Origin of the sequence: Ellagibacter sp., from assembly GCF_048412355.1 — a bacterium.
Taxonomy (GTDB): domain Bacteria; phylum Actinomycetota; class Coriobacteriia; order Coriobacteriales; family Eggerthellaceae; genus Ellagibacter.
In genome coordinates, this window is the sequence record NZ_DBFSAP010000053.1 from 35,834 (window position 1) to 59,769 (window position 23,936).

Below are 23,936 nucleotides of genomic sequence, written 5' to 3' on the forward strand. Positions count from 1 at the left end.
GTGCCCGCGTCTCGCCCTCTAATCCTCTTTCGGGTAGACGGCGCGCGCGACGAAGTACGACGCCACGGCGCAGCATATCACGCAGCAGATGGTGACGGGGAACCCGAAGCTGTCGTTTACGAGGCCCCAGATGACGCTCGCGCAGCCGATGCCGACATCGATCGCGAGCTGGAACAGCGCGTTCGCGGCGCCCCAGCGCTCGGGCGGTGTGTTCTTCACTGCCACCGCCTGATTGAGCGGGTTCACGATGCCGATGCAGGGACCGTACACGATTCCCGCCAGGTAGAACACCGCGTCGCGTGCGGGCGAGCTGTCGAGGACGGTCCCGCAGGCGATGAGCATGGCGAACGCGACGACGCCGAACGCCAAGGCGACGGGCAGGATCTTGATGGGAGCGAAGCGGTCCATGAACGCGCCCGACTTCAGGCGTACGATAATCATGCTCACGGCGGACAGGGTGTAGAACAGCCCCGCGTTCCCCACGCCGAGCGAGGTGCCGTAAAGGCCGACGAAGAAGATCACGAACCCGAACGCCGGGGCGATCACGAGGGTGGGCAGGGTGCCCGGCAGCGCGCGCTTCTCGAAGATGCGCGAGATGAAGCCCTCGCGCCGTGCTCCCTCGCTCTTGGCACCCTCGCTCTTGGCACCCTCGCTCCTGGTGCGCTTTTCCTCGCGTTCGCGCCGGTAGACCGCCTCTTCGGGCAGCGTTTCGGGATGCTTTTCGTAGCGGCAGAAGAAGATCAGCGCGAGCCCGAGCGCGGCGGCGGCCGTCGCGCCGATGAAGAGGTTCTCAGCCGGGTCCATCGACACGAGGGCGAGTGCGAAGGCGGGCCCTATTGACATGGCGATCGCCTGGCCTAGCCCGTAGTAACCGATGCCCTCTCCCATGCGCGAGGAGGGAAGCACATCGGCGGCGGCGGTGGCGGATGCAGTGGTCGCGGCGGAAAAGCCCGCGCCCTGTAAAAAGCGGAAGGTCACGAAGGGAACGACGTCGTGGGTGAACAGCGGCCCCATCGTGCCAACGATGAGCACGAGGAATCCCACGAGCATCACGATGCGGCGCCCGCGCCCGTCGATCAGCGGCCCCGAGAGCAGGCGCACGACGGCCGCCGCTCCCGAAAACACGGCTGCCAAAACGCCAGCGTACGCGGCGGTTCCGCCATAGAGGGCGACATAGACCGACGTGCTCGAGTTGAGCCCTTGGCCCACCATGAAGCAGCACAACGTTGAGGCGACAACCAAGACGAAGGTGGTCGACCATAGCTGCTCGCGTGGGCTTCCTCCGCGCGAATCGTCGTTTTTCGAGGCTCGTTTTCCCATGTGCCCATCATAGCGATTTCTCGGGACCTGCATAGATGGCGCGAAAGATTCGCAAGCTGAGCGATGATGCGCAAGGGGCAATACTGGGAGGAATCTAATGATAAGTGGTGAAAACGATGTCCCCATCCCGTGCAAAAATGGACGATTTTTGGAGAAAGCATGCGTCAACAATAATTTTACGATTACACGTAAAATCTGGTGATACTGGTGCATTTTCGTCCCAGTCGCAACTTTGTGCGGTAACTGTGTAGTGTGACCTTAGATACCTTGTTGCATAAGGGAAAAAAGTGTATCAAATGAGCAAGTCAAAACACCGCCTCGAAACGAGAGGGGAGACCTCATGGCATCCCAGAGTAAGAAGCCGAAGAACAAGGATGCACAGCTCGTCGATTTGTTCCATCATTGTGCGCACGTCGCTGTCCATCGCGGAAACCGATCCGGTGGGCGCTCCGGCACCCTGTCGGCGTTGTTGAAAACTGGTCCGGTGAGCCAACGTGAGCTTGCGGAGGTCATGAACGTCCGCGCCGCGACGCTCTCCGAGCAGATCGCTCGCCTTGATCGCGCAGGTCTTGTGGAGCGCACCCCGAGCGAGAAGGACCGTCGCTCGGTAATCGTCTCGCTTTCCGAGGAGGGTAAGAAGGAAGCCCGCCGCTGCTCCCGCGAGCGCACGAAGTACAACGAGCAGCTGTTCTCGGTTCTCTCCGACGACGACAAAGCCGAGCTCATTAGCCTGCTCGAGAAGCTCTCCGACCACTGGAGTGAGAGCAATCTCGACGGCGGCAAATAGAAGTCAAGCTGCGCGAGCTGTCCGGTTCGCACCGTCCTCTGCGGGCGGTGCCGCTCGGACAGCCCGCTCAGCCTAAAAGGCGCTGCTTTCAGCGGAGCTTGCATGGGCATCGCGCATCAGCGCTTACGAAACGAGGACCCCGCATTGAACTGCGGGGTCCTCGTCGTTACGCCTCGCATCACGCTGCGGGGTCCTCGTCGTTACTCGGGCTTTTTCGCCACATGCACCGCGGCGATGCCGCCGGTGTAGTTCTTCCAGGTGACGTCGATAAACCCCGCCTCGCGCATCATCTTCGCGAGGCCCTCTTGGTTCGGGAACGCCTTGATGGACTTCGACAGGTACACAAACCCTGCCTTGTCCCCGGTGATAAGGCCGCCCCAGAAGGGGATCAGGTGCTTCAGGTAGAAGTTGTACAGCGCGCGCCACACCGCGTTCGGCGGCGTGGAGAACTCCAGGCACACCAGATGCCCGCCCGGCTTCAGCACGCGGAACATCTCGGAGAGCGCGCGCGGGCGGTCGGGCATGTTGCGGATGCCGTATGCCATGGTGAGAGCGTCGTAGCTTGCGTCCGCGTAGGGGATGTCCTGCGCGTCGACCACCTCGAAATCGACGGGCACGCCGCATGCGGCCCCGTCGGCGTAGTGCGCTCGTGCCACGTCGAGCATCTCGTTTACCAGGTCGGTGCACTGGATATGGCGCGGATGCTTCGCGCGCGCCACCGTGAAGGTGACGTCCCCGGTGCCTCCCGCGATGTCGAGCACGTCGTCGGTCGGCTCGATGGGGGCCTGCCTCATCATTCCTGCGAGCCATGACTTGTAGGCGCCAAAGCTCGATACGGCGTTGAACCGCTCGTATTTCTTGGCGATTGACGAGAAAATATCCTTCACGCGTTCGGAAGATATCTCGGCGGGCGCTTCCTTGCCCGTTGCGGTGTCGATGCTCATGGTGGTCGTGCTCCTGATGTGACGCTTTCGCTTGTCTGCGGGACGCTTCAGTATACGCCAAATCGCCCGCCTTCTCCCCGTCGCCGATTGCCAAGGTGTGGATTCGGGGGATGGGCGAACCCAGTGTTATCATATCGTGACTAATGAAACCAAGGGCGAGTGAGGCTCAAGCTATGTTGTTGTGCGCACAATATGTTCTGCCCGTCACCTCCGACCCCATCGTCGGGGGCGCCGTTCTCGTTCGAGACGGACGAATTCGGGACATCGGCAAAACCGAGATGCTCAGGCTGCGCTATCCGGACGAAGAGGTGCTCGACTACGGAACGGCCGCCATCATGCCCGGTCTGGTCGACCTCCACACTCATATGGAGAACTCGATCATGCGGGGCATCGTGCACGACGTACCCTACATCACCTGGCTCGCTTCCGTCGCCGCCCTCTCCGCGAAGATGGAAGTGTCCGACTGGTACGACTCCGCCATCTTGGGCGGCCTGGACGCGCTTGCATCTGGCATCACCTGCGTGGCGGACATCACCACCACGGGTGCTGCCTGCACGGCGGCCCAGAAGCTCGGCCTTCGCGGCGTGGTCTATCGCGAGGTGGGCGTCATGGACAAGCGCCGCATCGACTACGCCATGCGCGCCGCCGAAAACGACATCATGCATTGGTCCCAGGAAGTGGATCCCGACCGCATCTCGATCGGCATCGCGCCCGCTCCCATCTACATGTGCCACCCCGCTGTGTTCGGCAGGGTCTCCGAGCTCGCCACGCGCGACGACCTGCCCGTGGCCATGCACCTTGCCGGCAGCCGCGAGGAGTACTACTTCGTGAAGCGCGGCTCCTCGTCGTTCTCCGTGCACGGCGAGTCGGTCCGCCGCGGCTTCCTCGAGATCCCGCCTTGGCTCCCGACGGGCGTTTCCCCTGTTCGCTATGCGCTGAACTGGGGCGCTTTCGAGTCCCCCAACGTGCTTGCCATCCACTGCGTGCACACCGACGAGGAAGACGTGAGGAAGCTCAAGGAGTACAACGTGGCCATCGCCGTGTGCCCGCGCTGCAACGCGCAGCTCGGCATGGGCGTGGCGCCCGTCGACGAGTTCATGCGCGCCGGCCTGCGCGTTGGCATCGGCACCGACTCTCCCGCCGCCACCGACTCGACCGACATGCTCTCCGAGATGCGTCTTGGCATGCTTATACAGCGCGCTGTCAACGTCGGGCGCTTCCTCGATTCCGAGTCGATGCTCGAGATGGCGACCATCGGCGGCGCCCGCGCGCTCAAGCTCGACGACGAGATCGGGTCGCTTGAAATCGGCAAGCGCGCTGACATCATCGCGGTCGATCTTTCGAGCTCGCAGCAGTCGCCTTCGACAAACCCCGTCTCGGCAATGGTGAACACCTGCACCTCCGCCGACGTCATCATGACGATGGTCGACGGCAAGACGCTCTACGAGCGGGATAAGTGGCACATCGACGTGGAGGTTGCCAAGCACATTGCCCGCGTCATCGAGATCCGCGGAAAGCTGAGGCTGTAACCCATGGCCAAGAAATCCGGCAACAAGCAGCAGAAGCTGACGGCGCAGCAGAAAAGCGACCGCATCAAGGCGGCGAAGGAACGTGAGGCGCGGGCGCAAGCGCAACGGGAGCGCTCGGCTAAGATGAAGAAGATCTTCACTGTGGTCGTGTGTGTGATTCTAGTTCTGGCGCTCGGCATTCCCACGATCGCGCTGTCCGTGCTCACGGCGTAACGGTGGCAGTCGGACGGTCTTGCGGCGAGCCGCAGGGCTGCCCGGCTGTTTTTTCGTTTGAGGGGAACGTGCGGAAATCGTGGCGTGGTGCGCGGTGTGCTACCATAGACCGCTGCTGTGCTCGATAATGGTTCGGTACGCGTGGCAACCCTTTCCGGTTTGTTCCTCCGAAGGAGTTTATTTTGTTTGGCATAGGTGGATTTGAGCTTTTCCTCATTCTGCTGTTCGGTTTCCTTATCTTCGGCCCCGACAAGCTTCCCGCCATGGCGAAGACGCTTGGCAAGGCCATCGCGAAGTTCCGCAGCGCCCAAGATGAGATGAACAAGGTCATCAAGGAAGAGAAGATCTTCGACCCCGACGCAGAAGACCCGTTCAAGAACCCGCTCGACGCGCTCGAGAAGATGGGCAACGCCGCAGAATCGGGTGCGAAGAACGTGAAGAAGGCCGCAACGTCTACAGTGAACGCCGCGAAGGACGCGAAGCAGGAGAGCTTCTCCGAGCGCAAAGCGCGCTACGACCGCGAGCGTGCTGCTCGCAAGGAGGCTGAGAAGGCCGAGGCCGAAAAGCAGGCGGCTGCCGATGCGGTTGCTGCGACCGCGGCACGCGCCGAGGCGAGCAAGGCCGACGCGAAGCCGACGGCCGACGAGCTCTACGGCAACGCCAGCGTGTCTGAAAGCAAGGAAGCGAAGGCGCCAGCCGCCGACGCGCCCGCAAGCGAAGAGAAGGGGGAGTAAGCGATGCCTATCGGTCCTGCCCGAATGCCCCTTTTCGACCATCTGGGCGAGCTGCGCATGCGCCTTGTCCGTATCGTGGTCGTGCTGCTCATTGCCGTCTGCGTGTTCTACATGGCAACGCCGACGCTTTCGGTCATCCTGTTCGCGCCTATCTCGGAGTTCCTTCCCGAGGGATTCCAGCAAGGCATGTACACGACGCCCTTCGACGCGTTCGCGACGCGTTTCAAACTGTCCTTCTGGGCATCGGTCGTCGCGTGCTCGCCTGTCATCCTCTGGCAGATTCTCGCGTTCTTCCTGCCGGCGCTCAAGCCTAAGGAGCGCAAGTGGTTCATCCCGACGTTCGCGATCGCGGTGTTCCTGTTCATCTTCGGCACGCTGTTCTGCTACTTCATCATCCTGGACCCGGCGTTCCAGTGGCTCACCGACCAGGCGTACGGCATGAGCGCGCAAGTGCTTCCGCAGGCGTCGTCGTACCTTGACATCATCATCAAGTTCGAGATCGGCTTCGGTTTTGCCTTCGAACTGCCGGTCGTCGTGTTCTACCTGGTTATCTTCGACATCATTCCCTACAAGAAGATGCGCGGGCAGTGGCGCACCATCTACGTCGTGCTCATGGTGCTCTGTGCGATGATCACCCCGGACGCGAGCCCGATCACGATGCTGCTCATGTTCGCCGCGCTCATCGTGCTCTACGAGGTGTCGCTTCTGCTGGCGCGTATCGTGCTTTCGAAGCGCATCAAGAAGCAGAACGCCGAGCTTGCTGCGGAGGAAGCGGAGGGGTAGCTCGCCTCGCTTTGTTGATTCGGTTAAGGCCACTCGTCTAGGGTGGCCTTACGTGTATATCTGCGTTCTACTACCATAGAAGGCGGATGGACGGCGCGTCTGGGAAGACGCCTTTCGCGATGGGGGTTTCATGCACGAACTGGGAATCATGACGGGCGTCATCGAGGCCGCTGAGAAAGCTGCGCGCGATTCGGGCGCGACCCGTCTTCTGAAGGTCAACCTGTCGATCGGCGAGATGACCGAGGCGATCGAGGACGCGCTCGTGTTCGCGTGGGAGGCCCTCACCGAGGACGACCCGTATGCGAAGGGCGCCGAGCTTACCATCAATATGATCAAGCCGAAGAGCCGCTGTCTCGAATGCGGCGCCGTCTTCGAGCACGATAGGTTCCATATGTTCTGCCCGGAATGCGATGGGTTCGCAACCGAGCTTCTGTGCGGGCGGGAGCTGCAGATCGATTCGATCGAAGTCGACCTGCCCGACGATGAGGAAGGAGATTCCCATGAAGATTGATATGAAGCAGCTCATTCTCGATAAGAACGACGCAATTGCGCGTGAGCTGCGCGAACGGTTCGCGGAGCACCACGTCTACGTGGTCGACCTTCTAGCGAGCCCGGGGTCGGGCAAGACCTCGACCATTCTGGCCACGATCGACGCGCTGCGCGACGAGTTCAACATCGCCGTCATCGAGGGTGATATCGCGAGCAGTGTCGACGCCGAGAAGATCAAGGCGCAGGGAATCGCCGCCGTGCAGATCAACACCGGTGGGGCATGCCACCTGGAAAGCGCCATGATCAAGCGCGCCATCGACGTGCTCGACCTTGAGCGCCTCGACCTGATCATCGTGGAGAACGTGGGCAACCTTGTGTGCCCGACGGACTTCGATTTGGGTGAGAATGCTAAGGTCATGATCTTATCGGTGCCGGAAGGCGACGACAAACCGCTCAAGTACCCTGGCGTCTTCCAGGTTTCTGAGGCAGTCATCTTGAACAAGGTGGACACGATGCCGGTGTTCAACTTCAATCAGGAAGCTTTCGAGGAAAGCGTGAACCAGCTGAACCCGCAGGCTCCCATTTTCCCTCTCTCCGCGACGACGGGCGAGGGCTTGGAGGCGTGGACGAGCTGGCTCGCCGAGCGCATCCGCAAGGCGTAATTCGACCTGCGGGGTTGCCTGCCGTAGTTCAACCTGCGAGGTTGTGGTCGTGGCCAGGGGTCCCGTGCTCAGACAGTCCTCGCTGCGCTGCGGAACTGCGCGCGGGACCCCCGCCCGCGGCCTTTTGGGTCGAAGGTGGAGTTCAACCTGTGAGGTTGTAGGTTGCAACGCGCCTGAAACAATTTGCTGGCATACTTAGTCGCATCACGCGGATTATTGCGCAAGGAGGCTCCATGAAAGCTGGGGACAAGTATCAGGCATGTGTCGATGCGCTCGCAGCGTACGCGAAGGGCGCTGGCTTCTCGCAAGTCGTCATCGGTCTTTCGGGCGGCATCGACTCGTCGGTGACGGCGGTCATGGCGGTTGACGCGTTCGGCGCCAAGAACGTGCACGGTGTGCTTCTTCCCGGTCCCTACTCGACTGGTCATTCCATCGATGATGCCCTCGCCTTGGCGGAAAACCTCGGCATCGAGAGCCATACGGTGTCGATCTGCGAGCCGTTCGAGGCATTTGAGCAGGTCATCCGCAAGTCCTATAAGGAAAAGCTCGAGGGTTTGGCTTCCGAGAACACGCAGGCGCGTTGCCGCATGGTGATTCTCATGGCCCTTTCGAACGCGAATCGCTGGATGCTCGTGAACACCGGTAATAAGTCCGAGGCTGCCATGGGCTACTCCACTCTCTACGGCGACACGGCGGGCGCGTTTGCCCCGCTCGGCGGCTTGTACAAGACCGACGTCTACAAAGTGGGCCGCTGGCGCAACGAGCAGGCGCGCACGGCGGGCGACGTCGAGCCCATTCCCGAGAACGTGTTTGTGAAGCCGCCGAGCGCAGAGCTCGCTCCCGGCCAGAAGGACGAGGCCTCTATGGGCATCGACTATGAGACCCTCGACAAGTTGCTGATTGCCGTGCAAGAGCAGGGGCAGTCGGTAGAGGACGCGTGCGATGCGCTGGGCTTCGACATCATGCAGGCGACAGGCCTGCTCGCGCGAGTGGATTCCTACGCGTTCAAGCGAGCCCAAGAGCCTCCCTTCCCCGACGTGAAGTTCTACGGGTAAGGTTGATAAATGGGCGGCGCACGGAAGTCTGCGAGATCTTCCGTACGCCGCTTGCGAGGGAATTGGTATTGGGGGAGGATGGCCTCCTGGGATAATGGGAGGCCATCCGTTCGGAGGGCTATTTTCCGCCGAGGGGGATGAACATAGTTTCCGCGCTGCCGTCCCATTTGTCCTTGGCGCCGATGATGGCGCTGTGGAGCGCTTGAGCTCGTGGGGTAATCAATTGCACGGCGAAGCCAAGTTCCTTGCGCATATCGCATACCATAAAGGATGCCTTGCCGGCGTTCTTTTTGATCGCTTCGACGTCCGCGCCAGTCGCTTTCGCCTTTTCAATCGCGTTCGCCATGTCGGGGTATCCCACCGTGATAACCGGAATTTTGAGGAACTCGCATGCGTCCTGCGCTTCTTCCAAATCTTCAACGAAGATATGCAGGTGATTGAAGCCAGGCTCGCCTTCGCTATTGATCTCGCTGAACATCGTAGGAACGCTGAAGGGAACGGGCTCGACGACCTCGATGGTATGGCTTCCCCAGGCGCCGTAAGCGGCATGGAACTCCAGGCCCGTGCAGTCGATTTCGTCGCCATGGAAGAGCAGGCGCGAGAAGGTGTTGGTGGTGTAGAAGAACGGACCGGAACCGAAGACGCGATTGTGATCGGTCATGAACTTGCGCCAATCTTGCGCGTAAAAGCCCGGCATGTGGACCCAGTCGCGGCCCTTGAAGTAGTCGGTGTAATCCTTCGTGATAACGTTACTCATGGGAATGATTCCTCTCTTGAAGGCGCCCGCGGACGGGTGCGCCGCGCGGCGAGCGATGCTTTCAATTGACGAGGGCCCTCTAGCCTTCCATCTCCTCGGGCGCAGGCTTTTTCAGCAAGAAAGTGATGAAGAGCAGGATGATCCAGGCGACGAGCGCCACGACCATGCAGATGCGCATGCCGCCAGCGGGGTCGACAGCCAAAATCAGCGTGAACACGGCCATGCCGATACCCGCGCCCAGGTTCTGGCCGAGCTGGATGGTGGAGTTGCCGATGGTGCGTTCTTTGGCGGTGAGCATGATCTGGGGTGCTGCCGACTGCGTGACCTGCTGCTGCGAGTTGAAAATGCCAGCCAGGAACATGAGCACGTAGATGACCCACACGGGTACGCCGGGCACGAGGAAGAGCACGAAGCATGCCATGACGACGACGCGCACGACGTTGCCGATGGTCATGACGGTCTTGGCGGTGCCAGCCTTGGCGATCATCTTGCCGAAGATCGGGCCGAGCACCAGGCCGAGCACTGCCATGAGCGCGGATGCGAGCCCGGCGGCGGTCGCAGAGCCTATGGTCTGGCAGATGGGGTCGTTCGTCAGGGTGCGCATGATGAAGCCGGCGATGAAGAAGACGATAGTCATCGAACCGAAGTTATGCAGGAAGTTGGAAGCGGTGAGAACCAGCACGTTGCGGTTTCTGAGGGTATCGATCGGGATGATGGCGTCGTCGCCCTTTTTCTTGATGTTGATGGCCAGAAGGATGAGAAATACGACTGCGATGACGAGCAGTGCCGTGTTGAGCGGCGTGCCGAACTTCACATAGCTCGTGCCCATAGAGAGGCCGACGATGAGCGCTGCGAAGGCAATCATGACGCAGATGGCGCCGAAGCCGTCAAAGCTCTTGCCCGCAGAAGCCAGGTCGGCGACCTCTTCTTTCTTCACTTTCACGCCGAAGAACGTGACGAGCGCGCCGATGACGAGAACGGCGACGCAGATCCACGTCCACACGCGCCAGCCAAGCGTGTCGATGACGAAGCCGGCGACAATGGGGCCGATGAGCGTTGCGGCGGACATGACCGTACCCACAAGACCTAGGTAAAAGCCTGCTTTCTTGCGGTCGTAGACGTCGCGGATGATGGTGAAGCCCACGCCGAAGACGGCGGCGGACACCATACCCCAGAAAACGTTTGCTACCACAATTATCATCATGTTGGTGGCAACGGCTCGCACCAGAAGCACGCAGGCGCCGCCGGCGAGGCCGATTGTGCACAGAATGCGCTTCAGGTGCGGGTTGCGTGCGGCGATGAAGCCGAAAACGGGCATCAGGGCAACGGAGAGCACGCTCGAGATGCTCTGCGCCAGGCCGTAGATGTCCATGCCGCCGATGTCCGCTGCGGCGGCGGGCAGCACGGTGGCGTTCGAGGTCGAGATGAGGAGGTTTGCGATGATTCCGCAGTACACACCTATAACGGTAAGGAGTTTTTTCCCTTCAGGGGCTCTCATGAAAGCATTGGTCTGCTGGACCTGCTCTGCAGTGTTCTCAGGCATTGTTACTCCTTTGTAACGTTCGCGATATTGGAAGGCGCTCTTCAATGCGCTACTATCACGAACAAGCCGATTGTTGTTTGGCCGAGAAAGGCGGGGTCCGGTTTTGCGGCGGGGCCCCGCCATCTTCCCGAGGTTTCTTTAGGCGAGCTCGCCGCCATCGATGACGAGGTGCTGCCCGTTCATGAAGCTCGATGCGTCGCTTGCCAGGTAGAGCACGGCATTCGCGCAGTCGTCGACGTTGCCATAGCGTCCCAAGGGGATTTTTCCGATAACGGAGTTGATATAGGATTCCATCTTAGTGGCGCCGTGGGTCATGTCGGTGTCGATGAAGCCGGGATAGAGCGTATTGACGCGAATGCCCTTGGGCCCGAGCAGCTTGCCCCACTTCTGCGTAAGCGCGCGGATGGCTCCCTTGGTGGCCGTGTAGGCCGTAGATCCGGCGGCGTGCCAGGATGCGAGCGATCCGACGGGGATGATGGCGCCCACGCCGTTTTTGGCGCATTCTTCCCAGCCATACTTCACCATGAAGAAGACGATATCCAGATTAACGGCCAAGATGTTGCGCCAATTCTCCGTGTTGAAGGCATCTTCCATGCTGCGCTCGGAAAGGCCCGAGGTGCCCGCAGCCAAAACCATAATGTCCAAACGTCCGAAGTCGGCGATGCACTTCTCGACCGCCGCCTTGCAGATTTCCTCACTCGAGGCGTCGCCCGCGAAATACGATGCCTCGCCACCGTTCGCCTCGATTTCGGCGACGGCCTCTTGAAGCTTCTCCTCTCGACGGGCAACCAGAAACACTTTTGCCCCGTGCGCGGCGAGCGTCTTTGCGCTCTGATTGCCGATGCCATGCGAGCTTGCACCGGTAATGAGCGCCACGCGCCCGCTCAAGTCGTAGTAATCCCTCTCCGTCATTTCCCTCTCCTCTCGGTATGCAGAAAGGCCCGCCCGCTTGTGCAGACGGGCCCAGAACCCACATTGATTCGTCCCGATTGGGAAAGCCTTGTCCCTTACTTTCCGCCCATGAGCGCGGACATGGGGATAAGCGCCGGTGTGCCCTCCTGGGCGTTCTCGTGAAGGGCCTTTGCGCCCTGCCAGAGCTGCTCGATCGGCTCGTTGCATTCGATGAAGCAGCCGAGCTGCTCGCGTGCATCCATGTACACGACCTTAAGCCCTTGGCCGGAGACCATCTCCATGGCGACTTCAACACCTGCGGCCTTGAATTCCTCTGCCACTGCATCAACGTCGTCCGACCAAATGCAGAGGTGGTGGATGCCGAAGCCGTTATCCTTGTACACGTCGGGCTCGTCTGTAACAACTTCGATGAGCTCGATCTGCACGTCTTTGATATGGCCCAGTGCGCAGCGGCTGCGCATGCCCGAGTCCTTGCCGCGATACGTTAGCGAGGCTGGTTCGGACACGCCCAGGTCAACAAACGGGCCTGCGCCGATCAGCTCGTTGAACATCTTGGCGGATTCTTCCAGATTCTTGACGTAAAAGCCGATTTGCTTGATTCCGTACTTTCCGAGTAAATCCTTCATCCCTTGCCCCCTTTCGGCAGGTGACCCATAAGAGCCGCCCACCTGCGTGATTTATTGATGAAGTTCTGTTCGAAAACGAAAAACGTGCGAAAACAGATGAAGCTTTTCGGCCCTCTAGGCTTGCTTGCCCAGAAGGCTCACCCACTGCCCGCCCGTGAAGATAAGGGCGGGCAGCAGGTTGATATGCCCCGCATGAGATCCGCTTCCCCAATAGCGAATGCTTCCCTCATGCACCGGGCCGAACTCGGTCCAGAGGCTCCCCGGCAGCTCGTAGTAGCCGCGGCCAGCCTTGTCGTAGAGCTCATTTCTCTCGTAGTCGACGCGCACGATGTGCACCCAACCCTGTTGGGAGTCGGTCTCGCCCACAGGCGGCTGCTCGGTGCTTGTCATGCGTTCGACTGCCAACTCTACACCAGCGCGATGTCGCCGAGGCCGCGGTCTTTCTCGACCGTGCTCACCGTCAGGGTCTTTTCCTTGCCAGCGCCTTCGATGGTAACCGTCCACTCGTCTTCAGCCAGCTCGTCGATCCAGAAGTCGCCCCAGCTGTTGGTGGTGTCGGTGTAGGTGTCCGTCCCGTTGGTGATGGTGACGGTTGCGCCTTCGACGATTTCCTCGTCCTCGGGCGTGAACACCGTGCCCGCGATGAAGCGCTTCGGCAGGCCTGTGTAGTACACGTGCGGCTTGGTCCCGTATTCCGGATGCAAGACTTCCGTGCCCTCGAGGTCGAGCTCGTCGAGCTCGCCGAATTCTATAACGTGCACGGGGCAGTTATCCACGCAACGTGGGGTTTTGAGCGGCTCGTCGCCGTCGAGGATATGTGCGCATCCCGTGCACTTCTGCGGAATGTCGAGCTCTTCGTTCCAGAAGATCTTGCCGTAGGGGCAGGACTTGACGATTTGCTTTTGACCCTTGGACTTAACGGGATCGATGATCACAAGGCCGTCGTCGCGGCGATAGACGGCGCCATCTTTGCCCGCAGCGATGCAGGGAGCGTTTTCGCAGTGCTGGCAAGGCACGGGGATGTAGCTCACCTTAACCTGGGGACGCTGGCCGCGCTCTTTCTGGTTGACTTTCATCCAGAACTGGCCGGACTCCGGCTGCTCCTGGGTATACGGCATCCAGCAGTTTCCGCAATGCTCGTCTTTGCAGCCGATCTGGCAGGCGTGGCAGCCCATGCATTTTTCGGCGTGAATCACGAAGCCTTTCATCTTGTTGTCCTCTCTTCCTACGCCTCGACGACCCAGGCATCGCGGGTGATGCCCTGACCGGCGTCGTAAGCACGATCGAATGCCTCGGGATAGTCCTTCTTCCAGCTGTCGTATTCTTCCTGGGTTAGCTTCTCAGCCTCGATCAGGTAGCCGGTGACCGCGAAGCCCTTGCAGTTCTTGGACACGGTCGCCTCGGGGCTGATCAGGTTGATGGCGCCGCCGCGGTCGATGTGCGGGGCGATTGGGTCGACGCGCGAACCCTTTGCTACGACTACCGAGCCAGGCGTGATGCGCTGGGAGATGCGGGCGCCCGTGAGGATGATGCCACGCTCGTTGTAGACCTTGACGATGTCGCCGCTCTTGATGCCGCGGGCCTCGGCGTCCTCGGGGGCCATCCAGACGGGCTCGTACAGATAGCCGTCGGGACCCTTCACCTTGGTCGTTTCGATTTCGCGGTACCAAGCGATGTCGTCGCCCTGGACGTGCACGCGGAAACGCGCGGGGTTTGCCGTGACGAGCAGTGGGTATTTCTTGCAGCGCTCGCCCCAGAGCGACTCGTCGTGCGTCCAGCCCTCCTCGGCGGGGCCGCCCGTAATCCACTTGGCGATGGGCTGACGCTCTTTGTCATTGGGGAAGTTGTCTGCGAGTGCCTGGGAGTAGAACTCGAGCTTGCCAGAGGGCGTGTCGAGCGGGTAGTTTTCTGGGTCTTCGTAGAAACCGCGCATGCCGGGCAGCTCGTCGCGCCAGTTCTCCTCGAGCTTGGGATAGTAGAGACCTTTTTCGACGAGGGTGTCCCAATCGACCTCGGTGGTGAGGTGAGAATTGGTGAAGCCGTACTCGAGCCACTGGTCGGTGGTCATGCCGAGGTCGAGCTCTTCGCGCTTGCCAAAGCGATCGAGCACTTCGAGGGCGATTTCCCAGTCGGACTTCGAAACGCCCACGCGATCGCATGCGTGCGGGGTGTAGCCCGCCCAGCGCATGCCGACGGTCATCGATGCGCCCATGGTGTCATCGTCTTCGAGGCATGTGGTGACGGGAAGTACCAGGTCGGCGAAGAGCGAGTCGTTCTCCATCCATTGATGGTTGGTGACGAAGAACTCAACCTCGTCGCTGCGGATGGCGTCCTGGAACTCGAAGCCCCCGTTCCAGCAGTTCATGTTGCAAGGCTTTTCGGACCAAAGCATGTGCACGGGGTTGATGCGCGGCTCCTCGGTGGGAACAGGCAGACCCGCGCGCTGCGCCATGGCCTGCGCCATCATGAGGCCCATCTTGGGATCGCCAGGGTAGGTGAACTTCTTGAATTGCTCGTCGGTCGGCACGTAGACGATGCAGGGGCTGCCGTACCACTCGACGTGGCCGTTGCGGATGGCTTCGGCGATGGCGGTGCGGGGCAGGCTCTGGGCGGAGGGATAGAACATGCGGCAGTGGTTGAGCAGGGAGAACGGGCGGGTGGAGGACTCGGCGAGTTTCTCCTTGGCTACCAGGGTGGCCTCGAGGTGCAGCTGCTGGACGCCGGGCTTGCCCATGCCCTGCATGGCGAGCAGGTACGCCTGCGTGCGGCCCGGCTCGTGGGAGTAGGGGGTCTTGATGGAGCCTGAGCTATAGTGCACATGCGATGCGCGCTTCTTGCACAGATTGCGTGCGTAGGCCTTGATGGTGTGCGGGGGGATGCCGCAGCGCTCGCTCGCCCATTCGGGGGTCTTCGGGATGCCGTCTTCCTTGCCGAGGACGTAATCAGCGACCTTATCGAAGCCGATGGAGTGCGTGTCGATGTATTCCTTGTCGTAGATGCCCTCGGTGATCATGACGTACATCGCGCCGAAGTCAAGTGCGGCATCGGTGTTCGGCAGGATGGGGATCCATTTGAAGGTCTTGTGGCAGACGGCCGTGTAGTTGCAGAACGGGTCGACGGACACGAATTCCTTGCCGAGCTCTTCCCAGTACTTGAGCAGGCGGGAGAAGAACATGGACGCGTAGTTCTGCGTGAGCTCCCAGTCACCCGCGTCGAAGACGAGCAGATCGGCGTTCTCGCTGACGTCCTTGACGACGTTGTAGTTGCTGTAGCCGTTCTGCGGGGGCGCGATCAAGCCGCCGCCGCGGTTGAAGCCGGAGCCCCAGAAATGCTTGGCGCCCCAGTACCAACCCTCGACGGAGTCGGGCGTGCGCGTTTCACGGGTGTAGCCGCCCAAAAGGTTCATGGCGGTCATGTGCATACCGCCGCCTGCATGCAGGTCCTTGGACTCGCGGTGGCCGTCTTCGCCGATGCACAGCACGCTGTAGGGACCGTACTGGTCGATGACGCGCTTGATCTCGGATTCCATGATATCGAGCGCTTCGTCCCAGGAAATCTCGACGAATTTCGATTTACCGCGGTTTGCCGCGTTCATGGTCGCAGGGTCGCCGCCTGGCTCCCAGTCGACGCGCTTGAGCGGCTTCATCACGCGGTTCTTGGAATAGACGCGCTCCTTGTAGGCGAGCGCCATGTAGTTGGGGGCCGCCTTGTACTCGGGGCGGAATTTCTTGCCGTCGACCTCGAGCTCCCACATGGAGTCGGCAAGCTCTTCGTGCGTATACTTCTCATCGATGTGCAGGGGGCGGATTCGTACGATCTTCCCGTCTTTGCTGTCGACTGCGGTGGGCTCACCGCCCGTGCCGCCGCTCGCGATGCTCTGCACCGTTGTGGTGTAGATTTCCTTCTCGCTCATCCTCGCTCCTTCCTCTCTCACCTGTTTGGGCTGTTCTGCCCTTGGGTTCTTCGGCGGGCTTGTTGGGCCCGTCGCCCCTTGCATTCAGGTTACAGGGCGCGCAAAAAGAGCCGCAATTGATGAAATTGCGGCTCTTCCAATGCTTTTGCAGGCAAAGTGAGGATTTCGAGAGGGAAAGGGTTGCACAATCCCGAATGTGTTAAGGAGCTAGATGTCTTTCGAATTGTCGAGCCAGTAGAAACCCGTCATCTTCTCGTACAGGGTTCCCAGCTCCTGCGGCGTGAAGAGCATCCCGTCGAAGATCCATTTCTGCATGAACATCGCTTGGGATGATGCGAAGTAGTAGGCTACATATTCACGTTCGAGGCCGCTCGAGATTTCGGAATCGCCCATGATCTCGAGATTGAGTTGCTCGAGGGAGTGCGTGACGACGCGGACGAAGGTGTCGTCGACCCCTTTCATCGGGCGGATAAGTTTCTGATAGAACTCTTTGTCTTCGTATATGGGGACGTAGACGTTTTGCATGTAGATCCCCTGCAAATCGCGAGATTGCCTTACGGAGAGCAGCGTATTCATCGTGCGGACGGGCTTTACGACGTCGTCCTCGAAGATGGCCTGAAGAATCTCTTCTTTGTCTTGGAAGTTGTCGTAGAACGTCTTCCTGGAAAGATGGGCCTTGCGACAGATCTCCGTAACCGTGATCTTCTGGTACGGCTTCTCCATCACGAGTTCTCTAAAGCACCTCTCGAAAGCTTCCCTTGCCCCCATGGCTCCCCCTGGCTATTGGCGTGCGCGTTCCGCGAATTGCGTGCTATTTCATTGTAGCGGGTTTCAGTGATGTGCGTGCTCGTGATCGCAGTCGCATCTTCCAAGGGACTTGCGCAGGCGATTGCACCCGCAGCCGGTTGAGCTGCCTTCGGCTTCGAGCGCTGTGGTCGTGCCGTCGTCGACGAGTTCTACTTCGAAAGACAAGTCGTGTCCCGCCAGCTCGTGGTTCGTATCGAAGAGAACCTGCCCGTCTTCGATGGCAAGGACTTTCGCACGCGCTTTGCCGCCAGGAATGGAAAACTCGATGCATTGCCCGATTGGCAGCTCGCTCGCATGGGGAAACATATCAGCTGCGACGGAGATGACCCCTGAGGGGTCGTAGGCTCCGTAAGCCTTCTCGCAGGGGATGGAGAAGGTGCGGCGCATGCCGTTTTCCATAGGCAAGAGCTGCTCTTCGAAGGCAGGGAGGAGCCCGCTTGCCCCGACGGTGATGGTAACGCTGTCGGGCACTAGCCAGGTGTTCACGAATTCCGTGCCGTCTTCCAGCCATCCTGCGTAGTTGATCGCTACTTTTTGTCCTCTTTCCAGCATGAATGCCTCCTTTGCTCGGGTTCGTTCTCCTTTCAACAACTCTACAGGGGTCTTACTGCGGGTGCATCTACCGAAAGGCGGGGTATGTTAAACGCGGGGTGACATATCGGCGGAGACGTTACCCGAGGCGAGGATCCATGGCCCATGTTTCGATGCGCTTTGTGTCGTTTTCGCTTTGGCTGGCAGGACCCCCTCCCTCTTTCCCCCTCCCTTCCCCGACGTGAAGTTCTACGGGTAACTTCTCGTGCGCTCCTTTGCGCGTGATAAAATAACTGCTTGCCCGCATGGCGTCCGATGACGCGCGGGTGACGTGAATTCGGCATAAGGGCACCATTCGCCTGACCTGCCACGATGCAAAGGAACACATGATGTCAAAGGGAACCTATTCGTTCACCACACCGATTTACTACGTGAATGCCGCCCCGCACCTGGGCACGGCGTACACCACCGTCGCGGCCGACACGGTTGCGCGCTACCAGCGCATGAACGGCTACGACGTGGCGTTCGTCACCGGCATGGACGAGCATGGGCAGAAGGTCGCCGACACGGCCGCCTCGAAGGGCATGACGCCGCAGGAATGGTGCGACTCCATGGAGCCGGCTTTCCGTGACGTGTGGGATCTTCTCGACATCACCTACACCGATTTCGTGCGCACGACCGAGCCGCGTCACGCCCGCACCGTGCAGAAGTTCTGGCAGGACCTCTACGACAAGGGCTACTGCTACAAGGGCAGCTACGAGGGCTGGTACTGCGTGCACGAGGAAACCTACTACGCCGAGTCCGACCTCGAGAAGAACGAGGACGGCGAGTTCGTCTGCCCCGACTGCAAGCGTCCGGTGCAGAAGGCCGGCGGCGAGGAGAACTGGTTCTTCAAGCTGTCCGAGTTCCAGGAGCCGCTGCTCAAGTTCTACGACGAGCACCCCGACTTCATCCGCCCGGAAACCCGTCGCAACGAGATCGTCTCGTTCGTGAAGAGCGGCCTGAAAGACCTCTCCATCAGCCGTTCCACGTTCGACTGGGGCGTGCCCATGCCGTTTGACGAGGGGCATGTCGCCTACGTATGGGCCGACGCGCTGCTCGCGTACCTCACCGGCATCGGCTACGGCGACGAGTCCCGCGAAGGCGAGTTCGAATCCCGCTGGCCCATGCAGTACCACTTCGTCGGCAAGGACATCACGCGCTTCCACTGCGTGATCTGGCCGGCTATGCTCATGGCGGCGGGGCTGCCCGTCACGCACACCGTGTTCGGCCACGGCTTCCTGCTCACCAAGGGCGAGAAGATGTCGAAGTCGAAGGGCAACGGCATGAAACCCGCCGACCTCGTGAAGATCTTCGGCGTGGACGCGTACCGCTACTACTTCATGAGCGACGTGCAGTTCGGCCATGACGGCAACATCTCGATGGAGCGTATGGTGCAGGTGTACAACGCCGATCTGGCGAACACCTGGGGAAACCTGTGCAGCCGCGTCTTCAACATGACGAAGAAGTACTTCGATGGTAAGGTTCCTGAGGTTCCCACCGACGCCGCCGCGCGCGTGGCGAACCCGATGCTGCCGATCGCCGAGGGGCTTTACGCGAAGTACGACGCGTGCCTGGGGCAGGTCGACTTCACCGGTGCCGCCGCCGCGGTGCAGGAGCTTGCGGGCCGTGTGAACCTCTACGTGGAGGAAAGCGCCCCGTGGAACCTGGCGAAGAAAGAGGAGACGGCGGGCGATCTGGCGGCCGTCATCTACAACTCGCTCGAGGCGATCCGCATCATCGCGCTCTACATGGCGCCGTTCATGCCGAACACGTCGGCTGAGGTCTTCTCCCGTCTTGGGCTGGGCGACATCGCTGCTTGCACCGACATCGAAGCGGCCACCAAGTGGGGACAGCTGCCCGCCGGCAACGCTGTCACCGTGGGCGACCCGCTGTTCCCGCGCCTGAACATGGACGAGATCGACCTCGACGCCGAATAGCGCATCGGGTTTACGATTTTGGAGATGAGCGACATGGGCATGACCGCATCTGAAGCGTCGACGCTCGAGGCGGCTGGCGCGCAAACGGCGGGCGAGCCGACCGCGATGCCTGCTGCGACCGAGCCGACCGAGCCTGAGTTCTTCGACAGCCTGTTCCGCAAGCGGAAGAAAAACGGGGAATGGAAAATCGTGGAAACGCCTGACCTGGGCGTTTTGGCGGTCGATGCCCATTGTCATCTGCAGTACCAGAAAAATCCCGGGCTCGCGCTCGCCCGCGCGGGCCTGCATGGGGTTGGCTTCATGTGCACGGTGGTCGACGTCTACGAGGACGGCTCGACCACCTACGACAGCCTCTCAAAGTGGAACCACGAGGCCGCGCTTTCCATGCAGCGGCTTTTCTCCCGCTGTTGAGGCCAGCCGTCTCCGCGCGTGCCGCGGATGCGCATCGCAGCCGGCCTTCACCCGCATAACGCGAAGCACTGGGGTCCCGAAATCGAGGAGCGCCTGCGTGCGCTGCTGCACGATAAGCGCACGTCGTGTTTGGGCGAGATCGGGCTCGATTACCACTACGACCTCTCACCGCGCGAAGATCAGGAGCGCGCGTTCCGCGCGCAGGTGCGCATCGCGAAAGAGGCGGGGTTGCCCGTGATGCTGCATGTTCGCGAGGCGCACGACGACGCGTTCGCCATCATGCGCGACGAGGGATGGCCCGAGGCGGGCTGCATCCTGCATTGCTTCACGAGCGATTGGGAAACGTTGGAGCCGTGGATCGAAGCGGGCTGCTCGGTCACGTTCGGCGGCGCGCTCACCTTCAACAACGGCGACGCTATCCGCGATGCGGCGGCGCGCGTGCCGGAGATGCAGCTCATGGTGGAGACTGACTCTCCCTATATGGCGCCGAAGCCGTTGCGCGGCGAGGTGTGCGAACCCGCCATGGTGGTGTTCACCGAGAGCGCGCTCGCGGATGTGCGCGGCGCGGAGGGGGAGGAGCGCCTGGCCTTGTTCCGCCGCGTGCTCACGAACGCAGAGAGCATGCTGAACCGCCCGCCTACCGCATGGCAGCTGGGGAAATAGCCCGCCGCATTGCGCGGCCATAGTACAATGCGCACAGATACCGCTGCGCTCGGGAGGGAAATTTTGAATCGTCTTATCATCGTCGGATCGCCGCGCACGAACGGCAGAAGCGCGCACCTGGCCAATATGCTGTTCGAGAGCTGCATCGAGGAATGCCCTGATGACGAGCTTGCACTCGCACCGGTTTCCACGCTTAATGTAGAGGGATGCACGGGCTGCGATGCGTGCCGCGGCAACATCGCGAAGCTTGTCGAGCTTGGCGAGGAAGCCCTCGATGACGACTTCGCCCCGTGCGCTATCGACGACGATATGCAGGAAATCTACGAGCTCATTGACGCTGCGGACGAGATCACCGTGGTGAGCCCCGTGTATTTCGCGGGCCCGCCGTCGCAGTTGAAGGCGCTGCTCGATCGTTTGCAGCCTTACTATTGGACGAACGCGCGCGCCGAGGAGAAACGCCCGGCCGTGCTGCATGTGGTGGGCGAGGGCGGCGATCCGCACGGGTTTTCCGCGCTCGTGTCCATTGTCCGCTCAGCACTCGCTGTTGCGGGGTTCCGTCTGGAAACCGTGTTCGACTGGGTGGGGAAGATTGATGCAGATGGCGAGATCACGGCCGAGGCCGAGGTGCGCTCGATCGAGGACTTCTTCGCAGCTGCTGACTCTGCTATGGCGCCCGCGCAGGGTGCAGAAGGTGACGGGGCTGCGATTATAGAGTTCCCCCAGATGGAAGAGTCTTCGGGTTCGAGCGAAGAGGATTCGCCTGAACCTGGATCGTCGCGCGGCCCACGCGGAGGTGCGCGCACGAAGCTTTCGCTCGATGATGCGGGTGGTGCGAAATCGTCCCATGCGAAGAGCGCGTCGCGTCAAGGTGGCGGCCAGAAGTCCGCGGGTGCGAACGGCAAGCCGAAGGGGTCGCATGCAGGCGGTGGCTCGCGCAAATCCGGCGGCGCTCAGGGCAAAAGAGGCGGCCAGCAGGGCGGCGCGCGAGCGAAGGGCGCCGCGAAGAAAGGTAACTCGAAGAAGGGCAACAGCCGTGGCTAATATGCTCTCCCCCTTGGCAACTCCTGCGGCAACGCGCGATGTCCTGGAGGAGCATAGCCTTTCGACGAAGCATGCGCTCGGTCAGAACTTCCTGGTCAACGATGCGATTCTGCAGAAGATCGTCGAGCTTGCGCAGCTTGACGCGTCCGACGACGTGCTTGAAGTGGGTCCTGGAATCGGGACGCTCACCATCGCGCTGTTGAAGTGCGCGGGGCGCGTGGTGTCGGTCGAGCGCGACGCCGATTTGCCTGCAGTGCTTGTGGACACGCTCGAACCGTGGGCAGATCGCTTTGCTCTCATCTCGAAAGACGCGCTCGAATTGACTGAGGAAGAAGTGCATCTTGCGTTGGCGAAGTGTGCTGTTTCGAACGAGGGCGAGGGGCATACTCCGTGCTCAGACAGTCCTCGCTGCGCTGCGGAACTGCGCGCGGAGCACACCCCTCGTCCTCAGGTGGAACTCGAAGCGCATGGTGAGCATGGGGGGCATACTCCGTGCTCAGACAGTCCTCGCTGCGCTGCGAAACTGCGCGCGGAGCACGCCCCCCATGCTCAAGCAGGGCCCGAAGCGCGTGGCGTGGATGGCGGTGCTCGCGCATTCCCCAACAAGTTCGTGGCCAACCTGCCCTATGCGGTGGCGGCCACGCTCGTGCTCGATTTCTTCCAGAAGTTTTCCCAGCTCGAGAGCGCGACGGTGATGGTTCAAAAGGAAGTCGCCGACCGCATGTGCGCCGAGCCGGGCTCGAAGAACTATGGCGCTTACACGGTGAAGCTGCGCTTGTACGCCGAGCCTGCGGGACGGTTTTTGGTGAGTCCCAACAATTTCTTCCCGCCGCCGCATGTCGACTCGTCGGTTCTGCGTCTCGATCGCAGGCCCGTGTACGATGCCGACGGTGCTCCGCTCGACGACGCGCTTCTCAAGGCGACGTGCGTCATGGCTGACGCTGCCTTCGCGAGCCGCCGCAAGACCATTTCCAATTCATTTAAGACGTATTTTGCGAGCAGGGGAAATGCCGGCAAGGCTTTCATCGGGTGCATTCCCGACTTGCTCGATGAGTGCGGAATTGATGCGAAACGACGCGGTGAGACGCTCTCACTTGACGAGTTCATTGCGCTGGGGAAAGCATATTTACGAAGGGAATCTAACCCATTATAGCGGTTTTTGTGCCGTTTATCGCGAGATTTCGCATGAAAATTGACGTCCGTGATACAATGCGCAATCGAGATAACTATATATGCGGGAGAAAGAGCCAGCATGGATTTAGCACAGCAAGCAAAAATCGTCGACTCCATTCATGACACGCTGCATGATTTCGTGGGTCAGCGCCTGAAGGTGCGCGCGAACATGGGGCGCTCCAAGATCGTTGAAAGCGAAGGCGTTCTCACCCAGGTTCATCCGCAGCTGTTCATCATGGAGGTCGATCGCAAGCGCGGTCGCACGGCGCGTCAGTCTTACCAGTATGTCGATGTCCTGACGGGCATGGTCGAGCTGTCCCAGAACGGCGAGCCGCTGTTCGAGCCGTTCGAGATCGAAAACCCGAACGCTATTCCCGAGAAGACTGAAGTCGTCCTCGAGGAAAAAGTTCTCTCCTAAACCCAGCCGCATGGTACAAGGAGGTATGCCCCGACTCGTTCGGGGCATACTTGTTTTTGGGCGATGATTGCTGCCTGCTTGCACTCTCGGCTGCGGTATTGTGTGGACGATTTGAGCATCTCGGGATTTGATTTGACAATCTGCGCAACATCCGTCATTATTTATCGACGCGCCAAGAGCGCAAAACCCGTGGGGATGTAGCTCAGCTGGGAGAGCATCACGTTCGCAACGTGGGGGCCGAGGGTTCGAATCCCTTCATCTCCACCATGGGAACTTAGGCAGGTCGGAAGCAATTTCGGCCTGCTTTTTTTCTTGCCCCATCTGAGACCAAGCGGCCTACAGGACAGGACGCGCATCCTCTAGTGCGGCCTTGCATTCCAATTGCCCTGCCATCGGAAAACCGACTCTTCGCAGGCTTTTCTTCCCTCTGTACGCATTGTGCGACGCGCGAAGTTTTTCGCGGGAGCGTTTCCGATCGTGAAATGCCGCTCGTGATACCGTTGCTTAGCGGGGCGAGATGCGACAGGTCCTCCCTTCTTTGCTGAAAACTCTGCCTCTATGTTAAACCACCGTTGACATGGGTGTCCCATCGGCGGCCCTCCCGAAAAGCAGGCTCCCCCTATCATGGGATCTGCCAGGAGGCCAT

25 protein-coding genes and 1 tRNA gene are annotated in these 23,936 nt (G+C 60.7%); 15 read left to right on the forward strand and 11 right to left on the reverse strand.

What is annotated here, in order from left to right; genetic code table 11:
* Window positions 1–18: 18 nt before the first annotated feature.
* Complete coding sequence (locus tag ACMRQN_RS08750; RefSeq protein ID WP_418734667.1) at window positions 19–1,320, reverse strand: MFS transporter; 1,302 nt, start codon at window positions 1,318–1,320, stop codon at window positions 19–21.
* A gap of 340 nt (window positions 1,321–1,660) precedes the next feature.
* On the opposite strand from ACMRQN_RS08750, the gene ACMRQN_RS08755 reads away from it, so the two are divergent.
* Window positions 1,661–2,107 (forward strand): MarR family winged helix-turn-helix transcriptional regulator, encoded by a 447-nt coding sequence (locus tag ACMRQN_RS08755; RefSeq protein WP_158050047.1) that lies wholly within the window; start codon window positions 1,661–1,663, stop codon window positions 2,105–2,107.
* A gap of 200 nt (window positions 2,108–2,307) precedes the next feature.
* On the opposite strand, the gene ACMRQN_RS08760 is transcribed toward ACMRQN_RS08755, so the two are convergent.
* Window positions 2,308–3,051 (reverse strand): class I SAM-dependent methyltransferase, encoded by a 744-nt coding sequence (locus ACMRQN_RS08760; protein WP_418734668.1) that lies wholly within the window; start codon window positions 3,049–3,051, stop codon window positions 2,308–2,310.
* Window positions 3,052–3,224: 173 nt separating this feature from the next.
* Here ACMRQN_RS08760 and ACMRQN_RS08765 point away from each other — a divergent pair, with 173 nt between their 5' ends.
* From ACMRQN_RS08765 to nadE, 7 genes are all read left to right on the forward strand, one after another.
* Window positions 3,225–4,580 carry an amidohydrolase family protein gene (locus ACMRQN_RS08765; RefSeq protein WP_418734669.1) on the forward strand — a complete coding sequence of 452 codons (1,356 nt, stop codon included), beginning with the start codon at window positions 3,225–3,227 and terminating at the stop codon, window positions 4,578–4,580.
* Between the two features lie 3 nt (window positions 4,581–4,583).
* Window positions 4,584–4,793: a CASC3 protein CASC3 gene (locus ACMRQN_RS08770; protein WP_158050050.1), complete on the forward strand. Its 210-nt coding sequence runs from the start codon at window positions 4,584–4,586 to the stop codon at window positions 4,791–4,793.
* A 182-nt stretch (window positions 4,794–4,975) separates the two neighbouring features.
* Window positions 4,976–5,527: a Sec-independent protein translocase subunit TatA/TatB gene (locus ACMRQN_RS08775; protein ID WP_418734670.1), complete on the forward strand. Its 552-nt coding sequence runs from the start codon at window positions 4,976–4,978 to the stop codon at window positions 5,525–5,527.
* A 3-nt stretch (window positions 5,528–5,530) separates the two neighbouring features.
* Window positions 5,531–6,310, forward strand: a complete 780-nt coding sequence (gene tatC, locus ACMRQN_RS08780; protein ID WP_418734671.1) for a twin-arginine translocase subunit TatC — start codon at window positions 5,531–5,533, stop codon at window positions 6,308–6,310.
* Window positions 6,311–6,440: 130 nt separating this feature from the next.
* Window positions 6,441–6,821 (forward strand): hydrogenase maturation nickel metallochaperone HypA, encoded by a 381-nt coding sequence (locus tag ACMRQN_RS08785; RefSeq protein ID WP_296060354.1) that lies wholly within the window; start codon window positions 6,441–6,443, stop codon window positions 6,819–6,821.
* Entirely contained in the window at window positions 6,811–7,461 is a 651-nt protein-coding gene (hypB, locus tag ACMRQN_RS08790; RefSeq protein ID WP_418734672.1) for a hydrogenase nickel incorporation protein HypB, read from the forward strand. Before ACMRQN_RS08785 ends, hypB begins: the two co-directional genes overlap by 11 nt.
* Before the next feature lie 233 nt (window positions 7,462–7,694).
* On the forward strand, window positions 7,695–8,516 hold the full coding sequence (gene nadE, locus ACMRQN_RS08795; protein ID WP_418734673.1) for an NAD(+) synthase: 822 nt from the start codon (window positions 7,695–7,697) through the stop codon (window positions 8,514–8,516).
* A gap of 118 nt (window positions 8,517–8,634) precedes the next feature.
* Here nadE and ACMRQN_RS08800 read toward each other — a convergent pair whose 3' ends face one another.
* The 9 genes from ACMRQN_RS08800 to ACMRQN_RS08840 form a co-directional block, all read right to left on the reverse strand.
* Window positions 8,635–9,273, reverse strand: coding sequence for a hypothetical protein (locus ACMRQN_RS08800; RefSeq protein WP_418734674.1), 639 nt, complete (start codon window positions 9,271–9,273; stop codon window positions 8,635–8,637).
* A gap of 79 nt (window positions 9,274–9,352) precedes the next feature.
* A complete protein-coding gene (locus tag ACMRQN_RS08805; protein WP_418734675.1) occupies window positions 9,353–10,816 on the reverse strand; it encodes an MFS transporter in 1,464 nt (487 codons plus the stop codon).
* A 138-nt stretch (window positions 10,817–10,954) separates the two neighbouring features.
* Complete coding sequence (locus ACMRQN_RS08810) at window positions 10,955–11,728, reverse strand: SDR family NAD(P)-dependent oxidoreductase (RefSeq protein ID WP_418734676.1); 774 nt, start codon at window positions 11,726–11,728, stop codon at window positions 10,955–10,957.
* A 95-nt stretch (window positions 11,729–11,823) separates the two neighbouring features.
* Window positions 11,824–12,354, reverse strand: a complete 531-nt coding sequence (locus ACMRQN_RS08815) for a VOC family protein (RefSeq protein WP_418734677.1) — start codon at window positions 12,352–12,354, stop codon at window positions 11,824–11,826.
* 114 nt (window positions 12,355–12,468) lie between these two features.
* Window positions 12,469–12,744 (reverse strand): hypothetical protein, encoded by a 276-nt coding sequence (locus ACMRQN_RS08820; RefSeq protein WP_296060331.1) that lies wholly within the window; start codon window positions 12,742–12,744, stop codon window positions 12,469–12,471.
* Between the two features lie 17 nt (window positions 12,745–12,761).
* Complete coding sequence (locus ACMRQN_RS08825; protein ID WP_418734678.1) at window positions 12,762–13,562, reverse strand: 4Fe-4S dicluster domain-containing protein; 801 nt, start codon at window positions 13,560–13,562, stop codon at window positions 12,762–12,764.
* A 17-nt stretch (window positions 13,563–13,579) separates the two neighbouring features.
* A complete protein-coding gene (locus ACMRQN_RS08830; protein ID WP_418734679.1) occupies window positions 13,580–16,267 on the reverse strand; it encodes a molybdopterin-dependent oxidoreductase in 2,688 nt (895 codons plus the stop codon).
* A gap of 207 nt (window positions 16,268–16,474) precedes the next feature.
* On the reverse strand, window positions 16,475–17,035 hold the full coding sequence (locus ACMRQN_RS08835) for a TetR family transcriptional regulator (RefSeq protein ID WP_418734680.1): 561 nt from the start codon (window positions 17,033–17,035) through the stop codon (window positions 16,475–16,477).
* Between the two features lie 63 nt (window positions 17,036–17,098).
* Window positions 17,099–17,626 (reverse strand): FKBP-type peptidyl-prolyl cis-trans isomerase, encoded by a 528-nt coding sequence (locus ACMRQN_RS08840; RefSeq protein WP_418734681.1) that lies wholly within the window; start codon window positions 17,624–17,626, stop codon window positions 17,099–17,101.
* A 368-nt stretch (window positions 17,627–17,994) separates the two neighbouring features.
* Here ACMRQN_RS08840 and metG point away from each other — a divergent pair, with 368 nt between their 5' ends.
* The 7 genes from metG to ACMRQN_RS08875 all read left to right on the forward strand — a co-directional run bounded on the left by metG (window position 17,995) and on the right by ACMRQN_RS08875 (window position 23,557).
* Complete coding sequence (metG, locus tag ACMRQN_RS08845; RefSeq protein WP_418734682.1) at window positions 17,995–19,584, forward strand: methionine--tRNA ligase; 1,590 nt, start codon at window positions 17,995–17,997, stop codon at window positions 19,582–19,584.
* A 39-nt stretch (window positions 19,585–19,623) separates the two neighbouring features.
* A complete protein-coding gene (locus ACMRQN_RS08850; protein ID WP_418734683.1) occupies window positions 19,624–19,995 on the forward strand; it encodes a nitrate ABC transporter substrate-binding protein in 372 nt (123 codons plus the stop codon).
* A gap of 27 nt (window positions 19,996–20,022) precedes the next feature.
* Window positions 20,023–20,658: a TatD family hydrolase gene (locus tag ACMRQN_RS08855; RefSeq protein WP_418734697.1), complete on the forward strand. Its 636-nt coding sequence runs from the start codon at window positions 20,023–20,025 to the stop codon at window positions 20,656–20,658.
* A 63-nt stretch (window positions 20,659–20,721) separates the two neighbouring features.
* Window positions 20,722–21,699: a flavodoxin family protein gene (locus ACMRQN_RS08860; RefSeq protein WP_418734684.1), complete on the forward strand. Its 978-nt coding sequence runs from the start codon at window positions 20,722–20,724 to the stop codon at window positions 21,697–21,699.
* Entirely contained in the window at window positions 21,692–22,852 is a 1,161-nt protein-coding gene (locus tag ACMRQN_RS08865) for a ribosomal RNA small subunit methyltransferase A (protein WP_418734685.1), read from the forward strand. The genes ACMRQN_RS08860 and ACMRQN_RS08865 overlap by 8 nt, the downstream gene beginning before the upstream one ends.
* Window positions 22,853–22,951: 99 nt before the next feature.
* A complete protein-coding gene (locus ACMRQN_RS08870) occupies window positions 22,952–23,290 on the forward strand; it encodes a Veg family protein (RefSeq protein WP_158050452.1) in 339 nt (112 codons plus the stop codon).
* Window positions 23,291–23,481: 191 nt separating this feature from the next.
* A tRNA-Ala gene (locus ACMRQN_RS08875) sits at window positions 23,482–23,557 on the forward strand.
* The last annotated feature ends 379 nt before the right edge of the window (window positions 23,558–23,936 follow it).